Annotated in this window: 9 protein-coding genes; 2 read left to right on the top strand and 7 right to left on the bottom strand. The window is 69.4% G+C overall.

The window, feature by feature from the left end:
* Positions 1-58: 58 nt before the first annotated feature.
* The 4 genes from ACFXB5_RS47690 to ACFXB5_RS47675 form a co-directional block, all read right to left on the bottom strand.
* Positions 59-1,465 (bottom strand): GH1 family beta-glucosidase, encoded by a 1,407-nt coding sequence (locus ACFXB5_RS47690; protein WP_385220755.1) that lies wholly within the window; start codon positions 1,463-1,465, stop codon positions 59-61.
* 74 nt (positions 1,466-1,539) lie between these two features.
* Positions 1,540-2,454 carry a carbohydrate ABC transporter permease gene (locus ACFXB5_RS47685; RefSeq protein WP_385220752.1) on the bottom strand — a complete coding sequence of 305 codons (915 nt, stop codon included), beginning with the start codon at positions 2,452-2,454 and terminating at the stop codon, positions 1,540-1,542.
* 17 nt (positions 2,455-2,471) lie between these two features.
* The gene (locus tag ACFXB5_RS47680; protein WP_385220749.1) at positions 2,472-3,497 is read right to left on the bottom strand and encodes a carbohydrate ABC transporter permease; all 1,026 of its coding nucleotides are present in this window, start codon (positions 3,495-3,497) and stop codon (positions 2,472-2,474) included.
* A 6-nt stretch (positions 3,498-3,503) separates the two neighbouring features.
* Positions 3,504-4,838: an ABC transporter substrate-binding protein gene (locus tag ACFXB5_RS47675; RefSeq protein WP_385220746.1), complete on the bottom strand. Its 1,335-nt coding sequence runs from the start codon at positions 4,836-4,838 to the stop codon at positions 3,504-3,506.
* Between the two features lie 280 nt (positions 4,839-5,118).
* Between ACFXB5_RS47675 and ACFXB5_RS47670 the strand changes: the two genes are divergently transcribed.
* A complete protein-coding gene (locus tag ACFXB5_RS47670; RefSeq protein ID WP_385220743.1) occupies positions 5,119-6,165 on the top strand; it encodes a LacI family DNA-binding transcriptional regulator in 1,047 nt (348 codons plus the stop codon).
* An 88-nt stretch (positions 6,166-6,253) separates the two neighbouring features.
* On the opposite strand, the gene ACFXB5_RS47665 is transcribed toward ACFXB5_RS47670, so the two are convergent.
* Together ACFXB5_RS47665 and ACFXB5_RS47660 are read right to left on the bottom strand one after the other, a co-directional pair.
* Complete coding sequence (locus ACFXB5_RS47665) at positions 6,254-7,621, bottom strand: glycoside hydrolase family 6 protein (RefSeq protein ID WP_385220741.1); 1,368 nt, start codon at positions 7,619-7,621, stop codon at positions 6,254-6,256.
* Entirely contained in the window at positions 7,618-8,814 is a 1,197-nt protein-coding gene (locus ACFXB5_RS47660) for a glycoside hydrolase family 5 protein (protein WP_385220738.1), read from the bottom strand. Before ACFXB5_RS47660 ends, ACFXB5_RS47665 begins: the two co-directional genes overlap by 4 nt.
* Positions 8,815-9,134: 320 nt before the next feature.
* Between ACFXB5_RS47660 and ACFXB5_RS47655 the strand changes: the two genes are divergently transcribed.
* Positions 9,135-12,026 (top strand): glycoside hydrolase family 48 protein, encoded by a 2,892-nt coding sequence (locus tag ACFXB5_RS47655; protein ID WP_385220735.1) that lies wholly within the window; start codon positions 9,135-9,137, stop codon positions 12,024-12,026.
* Positions 12,027-12,091: 65 nt separating this feature from the next.
* Here ACFXB5_RS47655 and ACFXB5_RS47650 read toward each other — a convergent pair.
* Positions 12,092-13,639 (bottom strand): N,N-dimethylformamidase beta subunit family domain-containing protein (locus ACFXB5_RS47650; protein WP_385220732.1); only part of this gene is annotated, 1,548 nt, incomplete at its 5' end.

Genomic DNA, 13,639 nt, shown 5'->3' with positions numbered 1-13,639 from the left:
CCGCCGCCGCCCGCGCCCCCCCCCCCCGCCCGCGCCCCCCCCCGGACGTGGGCCCCGGTCAGACCGCCGGAAGCTCTCCGGTGCGGGCCACCCGGGCGTACCAGCGGGCGCTGGACTTCGGCACCCGGGCCTGCGTCGGGTAGTCGACGTAGACCGCGCCGAAGCGCTTGCTGTAGCCGTACGCCCATTCGAAGTTGTCCATCAGTGACCACAGGAAGTAGCCGCGCAGATCGGCGCCGTCCGCGATGGCCTGGTGGGCCACGGCCAGATGGGCCTGGAGGTAGTCGATCCGCCGCGGGTCGTGGACCGCGCCCTCCGCGTCCGGCTTGTCGTCGAACGCGGCGCCGTTCTCGGTGATGTACAGCGGTACGCCCGGCGCCTCACGGCTGTAGCGCATCAGCAGGTCGTGCAGCCCGGTCGGGTCGATCGTCCAGCCCATCTCGGTGCGCTCGCCCGGGGTCTGGTGGAACGCCACCCCTTCCGAGCCCGGCCACGGGGAGTGGGCACTGGCGCCGTGGCCGTCGTGGCGGGCGGGCGAACCGTCGTTGTCGGTGGCGGCTGATACCAATGACGGTGTGTAGTAATTGATGCCCAGCGCGTCCAGGGGGTGCTTGATGACGGCCAGATCGCCATCGCGGACGAACGACCAGTCGGTGATCGAGGCGGTGTCCTTGATCAGGTCGCTGGGGTACGCGCCGCGCAGCAGCGGCCCGGTGAAGACGCGATTGGCCAGTGCGTCGATACGCCGCGCCGCGTCCAGGTCCTCGGGCTTGTCGCTGAGCGGCCGGACCACGGCCGGGTTGAGGCTGATGGCGAGCTGCGCGCGGGCGGGGAGCGCGGCGCGCAGCGCCTGGGCGCCGAGGCCATGGGCGAGGTTCAGATGGTGGGCGGCGCGCAGCGGGGCCAGCCGCTCGGTGCGGCCCGGGGCGTGCACCCCCGAGCCATAGCCCAGGAAGGCGCTGCACCACGGCTCGTTGAGGGTGGTCCAGAACTCGACGCGGTCGCCCAGCGCCTCCGCCACGATGCCCGCGTACTCGGCGAACCGCTCGGCGGTCTCGCGCTCCGGCCATCCGCCAGCGCTCTCCAGCTCCTGGGGGAGGTCCCAGTGGTAGAGGGTGACCACCGGCTGGATGCCGGCGCCCAGCAGCTCGTCCACCAGCGAGCGGTAGAAGTCGAGCCCGCGTTGCACGGCCGGTCCCCGGCCGGTCGGCTGCACCCGCGACCAGGACACCGAGAAGCGGTACGCCCCCAGGTTCAGCTCCGCCATCAGCCGGACGTCCTCGCGGAAGCGGTGGTAGTGGTCGACCGCCACATCACCGGTGTCACCGGCGAGCACCTTGCCGGGGGTGTGGCTGAAGGTGTCCCAGATGGAGGGGGTACGGCCGTCCTCCTGGGCGGCGCCCTCGACCTGATAGGCGGCCGAGGCCGCGCCCCACAGGAATCCGGGCGGGAAGGTAAGAGTCATGGAAGCGCTCCCATTCGAGGTCGTGGGGAGGGGAGGAAACGGGGAGGGAGGACGGAGCGGTGGTCGCGGGCCGCTCAGCCCTTGACCGCGCCCTGCATGATGCCCCCCACAATCTGCTTGCCGAAGAGGACGAAGGCGATCAGCAGCGGCAGGGTGCCCAGCAGCGCCCCCGCCATGATCAGTGATTGATCCGGGGTGTATCCACGGCTCAGACCGGTCAAGGCCACCTGCATGGTCGGGTTGCCGTTCTGGGTGAGCGCGATGAACGGCCAGAAGAAGTCGTTCCACGATTGGACGAAGGTGAGCATCCCCAGCACCGCCATCGCCGGACGCGCCGCCGGGAAGACGACATGCCAGATGATCCGCAAGCTGCTCGCGCCGTCCATCCGCGCCGCCTCGATCAGCTCGGTCGGCAGCGCCTGGGAGAGGTACTGCCGCATGAAGAAGACCCCGAAGGCGCTGACGAGCGTCGGCACGATGACCGCCTGGAGCTGGTCGGTCCACTCCAGCTTGGCCACCATCATGTACAGCGGTACGACGCTGAGCTGGGGCGGCACCATCATCGTCCCGATGGTGAGCATCAGCAGGATGTTCTTGAAGCGGAAGCGCAGCTTGGCGAAGGCGAAGCCCGCGATGGTCGAGAACAGCACGGTCGACGCCGCGACCGCGCCCGCCACCACCGTCGTGTTGAGCAGCGCGGTGCCCATGTTGGCGCCGTTCCACGCCTTGTCCAGGTTGTCGAAGAGGTTGCCGCCGAACCACAGGGGAGGGGGTGTCTGGGCCAGCCGGGTGTTGGTGCGGGAGGCGGCGATGGCGGTCCACACCAGTGGGAAGAGCGAGCCGACGGTGAACAGGATCAGCACGGCGTAGGTGATCTTGCCCCCGTGCAGCTGCCTGCCCGCTCGGTTGCGGCCCTTTCCGCCCCCTGGAGCGGTGCGCGCGGAAGCTGCCGGATCGAGTGTCTGCCGGGAAGAGACAGTGGCGCTCATGGTTCTCCTCGTCTCCCTCACTGGCTCTTTCGCAGCCGTCGCGCGAACAGCGCGTTGGCCGCGGCGATCAGCAGCAGGATCAGGAACATCGTCCACGCGATGGCGGAGGCCCGGCCGAGGTGCAGGTTCACCCAGCCCTGCTCGTACATGTACAGGCCGAGCGTCTGGTACTGGTGATCGGCGCCGCCGGTGGCCGTCCCCGCGGTGTTGAACAGCAGCGGCTCACCGAAGAGCTGGGTGGCCCCGATCGTGGAGACGACGACCGTGAAGAGGATGGTGGGCCGCAGCGACGGGACGGTGACATGCAGGAACTGCTTCCAGCGCGAGGCCCCGTCCAGCGCCGCCGACTCGTACAGATCGTTCGGCACGGCCTGCATGGCGGCCAGGTAGATCAGCGCGTTGTAGCCGGTCCACCGCCAGATGACGATCGTGGAGACCGCGATCTGCGAGGTCCAGGTGCCGTTCTGCCAGTCGACGCCGTCCAGGCCGACCAGCCCCAGAGACCAGTTGACCATGCCGTAGTCACGCCCGAAGAGCAGCGCGAACACCAGCGTGGCGGCGGCGACGGAGGTGGCGTACGGGGTGAGGATCGCCACCCGGAAGAACATCGAGGCGCGCAGCCGGTAGTTGAGCAGATGCGCGATCCCGAGGGCCATCAGCAGCTGGGGAACGGTGGAGATCACCCCGATGGTGAAGGTGTTCCGCAGCGCCTTCCAGAAGAACTCGTCTTCCCACAGCCTGGAGAAGTTGTGCCATCCCGCCCACTCCATATGGGTGGGGTTGGTGAGCTCCACTTGGTGCAGTGAGGCCCACCCCGTGTAGAGCAGGGGGAAGAGGCCGAAGGCGGCGAAGAAGACGAAGAAGGGGGCGACGAAGGCGTACGGGCTCCATCGCACATCCCAGCGGTAGCGGCGGCTGCGCCGGTCGCGGCGCCGCTGCTCGGCCGGGTCGGGCGCCGGCGCGGTCGCGGCGCGCGGGGCCGCGCCCCCCTGCCCTGCGGGGGGCGCGGCCGTATCAGGGGTGAAACCGGAAGGTGCGGTCATGTCCGGTCACTGGTCCAGCGCGTTGTCGTTCGTCTTGATCGCGGCCTTCCAGCCTTCGGCGGCGGACTTGCCCTGCTGCTCGACCTGGAGCAGGCCGACATCGGTGAAGTTCTGCTTGATGACGGCGTCCTTCGGGCCCAGGACCTGCGTCGGGCTGTCCTTCGCGGCCTGGGAGAAGATCTTGCCGATGGGCGCGTTGTCGAAGTACGGGAGCTTGGCGTCGGCCACCTGGGGCAGGTCGTACGCGGTCTGGGCGCTGGGGAAGCTCGCCTGCTTCTCGAAGAGCTTGGCCTGCTGCTCGGGCGCGGTCAGCCAGGTGGCGAGCTTGACCGCCTCGTCCTTGTTCTTCGCCGCCTGCGGCACGGAGAGGAAGGAGCCGCCCCAGTTGGCGGGCTTGGGGGCGGCTGCGACGTCCCACTTGCCCTTGTACTTGTCCCCGGCGTATTCCTTGATCTGGCCGAGCATCCAGGCCGGGCAGGAGACGGTGGCGAACTTGCCGTTGGCGAGCGCCTGCTGCCAGGGCTTGGTGAACTCCTGGAGCCCCGCGGAGAGTTTGGACGCGGACGCGTCGGTCGCCAGCTTCCAGGCCTTCTTCACGGCCGGGCTGTCCTTGTAGATGGGCTTCCCGCTCTTGTCGTAGTAGACCTCCGAACCGCCGGAGACCGCCGCGTTGAACAGTCCGCCGGCCGAGTCCAGGAACGCGGCTCCGCCCGGTGCCTTCTTCGCGTAGTCCTTGCCGGCGTCGAGGTACTTCTGCCAGTCGCCCGCCCAGAGCTTGGAGACCGCCTCACGGTCGGCCGGGAGCCCGGCCTGCTGGAAGAGGTCCTTGCGGTAGCAGATCGCCATCGGGCCCACGTCCGTGCCGAGGCCGATCGTCTTTCCGTCCTTGGCGGTGGCCTGAGCCCACTTCCAGTCGAGGAAGTTCTCTTTTTTGACGCCGTCCGCCTTCGAAAGATCAACGAACTTGTCGGCCTGGGTGGTGGTGACCTCATTGATGTTGCCCACCTCGACCGCCTGGATGTCGGCGAGCCCGCTGCCCGAGCCGAGGTGGGTGAGCAACTGCGGGTAGTAGTTCGAGGCCGGGTCGATCACATTCTCTTCGATCTTGATATCCGGGTGCAGCTTTGTGTATTCGTCATAGAGTCCGGCCTGTTTGAAACCCATGACGCCATACGTGCCAACGGTCACGACCGTCTTGCCGTTGCTGCTGCCGCCGCTGGATGAGTCGGCGGATCCGTCGTCGCCGTCATCGGCGCAGCCGCTGAGCAGCCCGGCTCCTAAAGCGGCGACGGCCGCGAGGACCACGGCCGTGCCGCGGTGACTACCAGTGTTCCTGCGCATTCCGTCCTCCTAGCGCCCCACCCAACGGCTTCCAGCCAAAAAGTGGTGATACATAGCTCTTTGAGATGCATCGAGTCGGGTGGGCATCGTGCGGGTTGTGTATGACTCAGGTACGGTGGGAGCGCTCCCAGCTGTGATGTGTTGAAGGGTCGCGGCTCCTCGCTGGGGTGTCAAGGGAGTGCGCGAAACAACTTCCCGAAACCACACTGCTGTTGAATGTCCACGCAGCCGCCCATTTGGGGGGTTGGAGCTGCTGGGCATGGACGGCTGGAGGCGCGATATGGCAGGAACGCGGCGGCATGGCGGGGGGCGGGGACGGCCGACCCTCGAGGAGGTGGCGGCCCGCGCCGGAGTCGGCCGCGGCACCGTCTCCCGGGTGATCAACGGTTCGCCCCGGGTCAGCGATCGCACCCGCACGGCCGTCGAGCAGGCCGTCGCCGAACTCGGCTATGTGCCGAACCGGGTGGCCCGCGCCCTCGCCGCCAACCGTGCCGACGCCGTCGCCCTGGTCATCCCCGAGCCCGAGACCCGGCTCTTCGCCGAACCGTACTTCTCCGACATCATCCGCGGTGTCGGCGCCGAACTCGCCGACACCGATCTCCAGCTGCTGCTCACTCTCATCCGCACCCCCAAGGAACGGCAGCGGCTCGCGGACTACCTCTCCGCGCACCGGGTCGACGGGGTGCTGCTGGTCTCCGTCCACGCGGACGACCCGCTGCCGGATCTGCTGGAGCGGATCGAGATGCCCGCGGTGCTCAGCGGCCGCCGTTCGGCGCACGAAACCGTCCCGTACGTCGACTCGGACAACACCGGCGGCGCCCAGTCCGCCGTGGAGCACCTCATCGGCCGCGGCCGCGAGACGGTCGCCACCATCACCGGCCCGCTGGACATGTATGTCGCGCAGTGCCGCCTGGAGGGCTACGGCGCCGCGGTCCGGGCGGCGGGCCGGGAGGTGGAGGCGGAGCTGGTGGCCTCCGCTGACTTCACCGAGGAGGGTGGCCGCCGGGCGATGCGGCAACTGCTCAGCCAGCGCCCGGACCTGGACGGGGTCTTCGCCGCCTCGGACGTGATGGCCGCCGGCGCCCGCCAGGTGCTGCGCGAGAACGGGCGCGGCATCCCGGACGATGTGGCGCTGGTCGGCTTCGAGGACTCGGCCGTCGCCCGCCATATGGACCCTCCGCTCACGAGCGTCCGGCAGGCCACGGAGGAGATGGGCCGGGCGATGGTGCGGGTGCTGCTGGAGGAGATCGCGGGACGCTCGGACCGCACGGCCAAGCGGCCACAGATGGTGCTGCCGACGCAGCTGGTGCGCAGGGAGTCCTCCTGAGACAGCAATAGGTGTGGGGCCGGTGGACAGTGTCCACCGGCCCCACTTCAGGGGACGGGTTGTGCGATTACGGCGCCGGTCAGGCGGATTACAGCGCCGGGTAGGCGTTCTTGAGCAGCTCCTGGAACTGGGCCGAGAACCAGTGGCCCGACAGCGGGGCGTTCGCCAGCGCACCCGACATGTTGTTGTTGTTGCGCGGGTTGCCGGTGTACGTCGGGTCGCACATCCGGTCGAAGCCCTTGCCCTCGTCGTTCGGGATCTGGGAGCTCGCGCCGTCCGACTCGCCCGGGGGCTTCATCCACACATACGCGTCGATCCCGGCCGCGGGTGCCGCCTTGGGCCGCTCACCGAGCCCGGCTCCGGACTGGTTGCACCAGTTGCCGACGTGGATCCGGCGGTCGTAGCGCCCGCCGTTGACGTACGTGTCCACGTCCGTCTTCGCGCCGGGACCGCTGGGCCGGGCCGAGCCGCCCCAGCCGTTGCGGGAGGTGTCGATCAGCGCGCCGATGTTGCTCGGGAAGCCGACGTTGACCAGCTCCTGGCGGAACGCCTGGGCGTAGGAGAGCTCGTCCACGTACCGGTTCCAGTCCACCCACTTCGACTGGCGCACGGTGGTGCCGTTGACCGAGTCGTTGATGGTGAAGTTGTTCTCCTTGAGCGCGCTGTAGTTGGCCGTGTTGACGATGATGCCGGCCACCTTGTCGACCGTGCTGCCCTCGGCGGTCGCCGCCTGCTTGATCACCTGTGCGGTGGGGTTGAAGTTGTCGTCCCAGCCGATCCAGCCGTGGTGCCCGGCGTCGATGTAGTTGTAGACGTTGCCGATCGAGCCCAGCTTGTTCAGGGCGTAGCCGACGCCCTTCACATAGTTGCCGTTCGCCTTCATCGTGTCGCACTCGGGCGTCGCGGTGGGCTTGCCGCCGGTGTTGGTGACCAGGTTGGGCAGCGAGTCGACCTCGATGGTGGTGACGATCCGCAGACTAGAGTTGGCGTACTTGGACTCGGAGAGGATCGCCGCGATCGGGTCGATGAACTGGGTCTTGTACTTGTCGATCTCGGTCGGGCCCAGCTCGCCGTTGGACGCCAGCGCTGAGCAGTCACGGCCGGGCAGGTCGTAGACCACTAACTGGACGACCGTCGGGCTGCCGCTCGACTGCTGCAGCGCCCGGTCGAGGTGGGCGCGCAGCCCCATCGCGCCGCCCGTGCCGTTGATCGCGGCGATCCGGTCCAGCCAGATGCCGGTCGGCTGGTTGGAGATCTTGCTGCCGCCGGGCTCGGCGGCGGCCTTCGCCGACCAGTCGGGGTTCACGTACACCTTGGCGCCCGAGTACGGGTTGTCGACCTTCGCGGCGGCCGCCCTGCCGCTGTCCACCTGGGCGGACGCCACGCCGGTCAGCGCCCCCATGGTCAGCGCGGAGGCGGCGAGCAGGGTGCCCGCCATTCGGATTCTGCGGCTCATTGCATTCCTTTCAAGTGATCGCGGAGTCCCACGCCGTAGTTGGTCGGCGTGCCGTTGTAATCGCTGATCAGGGACGGGCCCGAGGAACAGTCCCAGGTGTTCCAGGTCCACCCCAGATACGAGGCACCCTTGGCGTCCAGCCAGGCCATGACCCGGTCGACATAGCCGTGGGAGCAGGTGTTCTCGCCGATCTCGCCCGCCACGAACGGGACCTGGGCGATGACCGGGGCCAGCTGTTCGTTGAAACAGCTCTCGCTGGCGCAGGTGTTGAAGTTGTACGTGTGCCAGGCGGCGGCGAGATTGCCCGCCGGGTCGTTCGGCTTGTACGTCAGCCACTGGCGCAGATCGCCTGCGTAGGCGACCCCGGGGATCAGCACCAGGTTCCGTGCGCCGGTGGCCCGTACGGCGTTCAGCAGGGTCTGCATCCCGGCGACCTGGAAGTCGATCCCGGGGCAGCTCCCGCCGTCGCGCCAGCACTTCCACGCCGCCGTCGGATCGGAGGTGGCGCGGTCCGGGAACGGCTCGTTGAACAGGTCGAAGACCACGGCCTGGTCGCCTTTGAAGGTCTGGGCGACCGAGGTCCAGAAGGCCGGGGTGTACTGCGCGTCCGGCATCGGCTTCTGGCAGGTGGCGTACTCGGTGTCGGCGCAGTGGCTGTCCCCGCCGGTGTATCTGCCGTGGCTCCAGTGGAGTTCGACGATGGGCGTGATGCCACGGGCCTCCAGCCGGGCGACGAGTGCCTTGACGGCCGCGATGTAGTTGGCCCCTCCGTAGGCCGCGTTGATGTGGGAAAGGCCCAGCCAGCACTCCTCGTTGAGCGGGATCCGGACCGCGTTGACCTTCCAGTCGGCGATGGCCTTGACGGCCGCGTCGTCCACGGGGCCGTCGAAGATGCCACGCCCCTGGACGCACATGAACTCACCGCCGGAGCGGTTGACGCCCAGCAGCCGCCGGGTGGTGCCGTTCTCGTCGACGAGCTTGTTGCCGGAGGCGCGGAGCTTGGGCGGTGCGGCGTTCGGGCGGAACGGCTTCGACGGCTTCGGCGACTCAGCCGGTGCGTCGGCCGCCGAAGCGGTCACGGCCGGGCCGCTCGCCGCCGAGGCGGTGGCGGTGGCCGTGGGCACCAAGGCGGTACCCACCACGGAGAGGACCGCGGCGGCCACCAAGGCATAAAGACGCGGGGGTGCTCGCATGGAGCGACTCCTCGAGGTCCAAGCGCCGTTCGATGCGGCGCAGACTGCTGGAACCGCTCCCACTGGTTGAAGTGAAGGTAGCGCTCGACGGGCGCATGTCAACAGCTCCGTTCACGAATCATCGGTCGAAAGCGTTCGACGACCGGGTGTTGTTCAAAGACTTGACACTCCTTCGGGCTGACACGAACCTTGGGAGCGCTCCCACTGGTTCGCACACGCACTCCCCACCACCCGCACGAACCGCGAGGAGGTCCCCCCAGATGCGCGTACAGCGTGGCTCGCCCTTATCCGGTCCACGACGATCAGGGGCACGACGACGGATGAGGCGGCTGGTGACCACCCTGGCCGCCGCCCTCTCGCTCCCCGTGGCCATGACCGCGGCGGGCGGCACCGCCCCCGCGCACGCCGCGGCGGTCCAGTGCGGGGTCGACTACAAGACCAATGACTGGGGCTCCGGCTTCACCGCCGATCTCACCATCACCAACCCCGGCACCGACGCCATCGACGGCTGGACCCTGACCTACGACTACGCGGGCAACCAGAAGCTCGGCAACGGCTGGAACGGCAGCTGGTCGCAGTCCGGCAAGACCGTCACCGTCACCAACGCCGGGCACAACGCGAAGATCGCGGCCGGGGGCAATGTCACCACCGGCGCCCAGTTCACCTACAGCGGCACCAACGCCGCCCCCACCTCCTTCGCCGTCAACGGCGTGGCCTGCCGGGGCGCCCATCAGCCGCCCATCGCGGTGCTGAGCAGCCCGTCACCCGGCGCCGTCTTCAGCTCCGGCGGCACCGTCCCGATGACGGCCACGGCCGCGGCGGCCGACGGGGCGACGATCAGCAAGGTCGAGTTCTACAGCGACACCAAGCTCCTCGGCACCGACACCACCTCCTCGTACGCCTTCGACTACCAGGACGTCCCGGCGGGCGACTACTCGCTCTACGCCAAGGCGTACGACAGCCAGGGCGCCGCCGCCGAGTCCACCCCCGTCGGCATCCATGTGGCGGCCGGGCCCGCGCTGGTGGCCAGTCCCGGGCAGCTCGGGGTGCAGCAGGGCAAGACCGGGACGTTCGGCGTCAAGCTGTCCACCAAGCCGTCCGCGAACGTCACGGTCTCCGTCGCCCGCACCTCGGGCAACACCGGGCTCACGGTCTCCTCGGGCGCCGCCCTCACCTTCACCCCCGCCAACTGGGACACCGCCCAGCAGGTGACCGTCGCCGCCGCGAACTCCGGCACCGGCGCCGCGACCTTCACCGCGACCGCCGCCGGCCACACCAAGGCCGAGGTCACCGTCACCCAGCTGGCCGCCGCGAAGGTCTACGACGCCCGCTTCCTGGACCTCTACAACAAGATCACCACACCCTCGGCGGGCTACTTCTCCCCCGAGGGCGTTCCGTACCACTCGGTGGAGACCCTGATCGTCGAGGCCCCCGACCACGGCCATGAGACGACCTCCGAGGCGTACAGCTATCTGATCTGGCTCCAGGCGATGTACGGCAAGGTCACGGGGGACTGGTCCAAGTTCAACAACGCGTGGGACCTCATGGAGAAGTACATGATCCCCACCCACGCCGACCAGCCCACCAACAGCTTCTACAACGCCTCCAAGCCGGCCACCTACGCGCCCGAGTGGGACCAGCCCTCCCAGTACCCCTCGCAGCTCAACGGCAATGTCCCGGTCGGCAACGACCCCATCGCCGCCGAGCTGAAGAGCGCGTACGGCACCGATGACATCTACGGCATGCACTGGATCCAGGACGTCGACAACGTCTACGGCTACGGCAACGCGCCCGGCAAGTGCGAGGCCGGGCCGAGCGACACCGGCCCCAGCTATGTCAACACCTTCCAGCGCGGTCCGCAGGAGTCGGTCTGGGAGACCGTGACCCAGCCCACCTGCGACGGCTTCAAGTACGGCGGCAAGAACGGCTACTTGGACCTGTTCACCGGCGACGCCGCGTACGCCAAGCAGTGGAAGTTCACCAACGCCCCCGACGCCGACGCCCGGGTCGTCCAGGCCGCCTACTGGGCCTCGGAGTGGGCCAAGGCGCAGGGCAAGGGCGGCCAGATCTCCGGCAACATCGCCAAGGCCGCCAAGATGGGCGACTATCTGCGCTACGCGATGTACGACAAGTACTTCAAGAAGATCGGCAACTGTGTCGGGGAGACCACCTGCCCGGCCGGGAGCGGCAAGAACAGCTCCCACTACCTGCTGTCCTGGTACTACGCCTGGGGCGGCGCCACCGACACCTCCGCCGGCTGGTCCTGGCGCATCGGCTCCAGCCACGCCCACGGCGGCTACCAGAACCCCATGGCGGCCTGGGCCTTGAGCTCGTACGCCGACCTCAAGCCCAAGTCCGCGACGGGCGCGAGCGACTGGTCCACCAGCCTCAAGCGCCAGCTGGAGTTCTACCGCTGGCTGCAGTCGAGCGAGGGCGCCATCGCGGGCGGCGCCACCAACAGCTGGCAGGGCCGCTATGCCACGCCGCCGTCGGGCAGCTCCACCTTCTACGGCATGTACTACGACGAGAAGCCGGTCTACCACGACCCGCCGTCCAACCAGTGGTTCGGCTTCCAGGCGTGGTCCATGGAGCGCGTCGCGGAGTACTACAACCGCACCGGTGACGCCTCCGCGAAGACGGTCCTGGACAAGTGGGTGAAGTGGGCGCTGTCCAAGACCACCGTCAACGCCAACGGCACCTACCAGATCCCGTCCACCCTCCAGTGGTCCGGCCAGCCCGACACCTGGAACGCCTCCAGCCCCGGCGCCAACGCGAACCTGCACGTCACCGTCGCCGACTACACCAATGACGTCGGCGTGGCGGCCGCGTACGCCAAGACCCTGTCCTACTACGCCGCCAAGTCCGGCGACACCAAGGCCAGGGACACCGCGAAGGCGCTGCTGGACGGCATGTGGAACAACTACCAGGACGCCCTCGGCATCGCGGTCCCCGAGACCCGCGCCGACTACAACCGCTTCGACGACCCGGTCTACGTACCCAGCGGCTGGACCGGGACCATGCCGAACGGTGACAAGATCGACTCCAGCTCCACCTTCATGTCGATCCGCTCCTTCTACAAGAACGACCCGGCCTGGTCCAAGGTCGAGGCGTATCTGAAGGGCGGCGCGGTGCCCAGCTTCACGTACCACCGGTTCTGGGCCCAGGCGGACATCGCGCTGGCGATGGGGTCGTACGCGGATCTCTTCGAATAGCCGGTTCCAGCTAGCCGGTTCCGGCGCCTGACAGGCGGGGCTCCCGGGCGCGGGAGCCCCGCCGCTCACGCGGGTTCGGCACGCGCCCCGACTCCGTACACCGCGCGCACATTGCCCTTCGGCCGCGGCTTGTCCCTGCCGCAGGGCCCCGCCGCGAAGGCACGCAGCAGATTCTCCGTGGCGCGGGTGACGAAGGCCCTGGTGCGCGCGTCCATCCCGTGATCGCGCCCGTTCTCATGGGTCCCCGCCATCAGGGCCTCCACCCAGCGCATCGTCCCCGAGGCGAAGACCCCCGCCCCGCTCGCCACGGTGTAGTACGCGGAGTCCGAGTGGCTGTGCCGCCCCCGGCAGACCAGGGGGGAGTGGGCGATGATCCGCAGTGGCGCCGGGGTGGGGTCGCCCGGGGTGACCCGGTCGTACTCCACACCCACCAGATGGTCGAAGGAGTCGCCGTCGTCCACCCCGGTCCCGGCGAACAGCCAGTGGCCGCTGTCCAGGACGACGTACGGGGCGTCGGTCGGGTAGCCCTCGTAGAGGACGCCGGTCAGCGAGGACTCGGGATCGGGCGCCGGGGGCTGACGGAAGTCGGTGGTCGCCAGGTCGCGATGGTTCACCAGGTACGGGTCATCCCGGTAGGCGGTCTTGTAGCAGACCACGGTGCGCGCGGGGGCACCGCCGGGGCCGGGCTCCAGCCGGATCCGGCGGAAGCAGGTGTTGGCGCCGAGGAAGGCCAGATTGGTGCCGTCGTCCCGGGCCCGGGTCACGTACTGCCGCTGCTGCGGGGTCCAGTACTCGTCGTGACCGAGCGACAGGGCGGCCGTGGCGCCCTCGAGCACGGCCGGCCGCAGATGGACGTCCACGCCCGTGGTGTACGCGAGCGGAAGGCCCAGCCGTTCGGCGAGGACCACCACGGCCCGCTCGTAGACCAGGAACTTCTCCGCCCCGTCGGCCGCGTACGGCCGGTCGAAGCTGACGGCCAGCGAGCGCGACCCGTACGCACCGTCCCGGCCCTGGTAGAGGCTGTAGCCGCCCCAGGTGTTGTACGCCTGCCAGGTGGCCGGTGCGTGCATCAGCAGGGTCCGGCCCCGCGCCTGCCGCGAGCGCACGATCAGCGGCACATAGCGCTGATGGCCGTTCGAGGCGTCCAGCCGCAGCAGATACGCGCCCTCCGGCCAGTTCCGGGCGCGGATGCGGAGCGAACGGTCCCAGTCGGCCCGCACCGTGCGGGTGGCGTCGAGGAACAGGGGCGGGCCCTGCTTCCTGCCGTCCACCCGGCGCGACCGCCACACCAGCCGCGCCTGCGCCCCGCCGTACCAGCCGATCCGATAGGCCGATACGCGGAAGGCGGGGGCGGTCGTCGACACATGGAGCCCGACCTCCTCGTCGGATAGCACGCTCACCCGGTCGGTATAACCCTCGATGGCGTCGGGCGGCCCCACCGAGCGGATCCGCCAGTCGGCACTGCCCGGCCGGGCCCGCTCCGCCTCCTCCGCCCGGCGCGCGGCGTGGGCGCGGCGGGCCGGGCGGGTGGGGTGGCCGCGCCGCGCGGGCGTGGGGACGCAGCCCGTCGCGAGCGGCCCCGCGGCGCCCCCCGCGGGGGGGGGCGCCGCGGG

The sequence above is a fragment of the Streptomyces sp. NPDC059455 genome (assembly GCF_042750115.1).
Classification (GTDB): domain Bacteria; phylum Actinomycetota; class Actinomycetes; order Streptomycetales; family Streptomycetaceae; genus Streptomyces; species Streptomyces endocoffeicus.
This window is presented reverse-complemented; position numbering and strand designations above follow the sequence as displayed.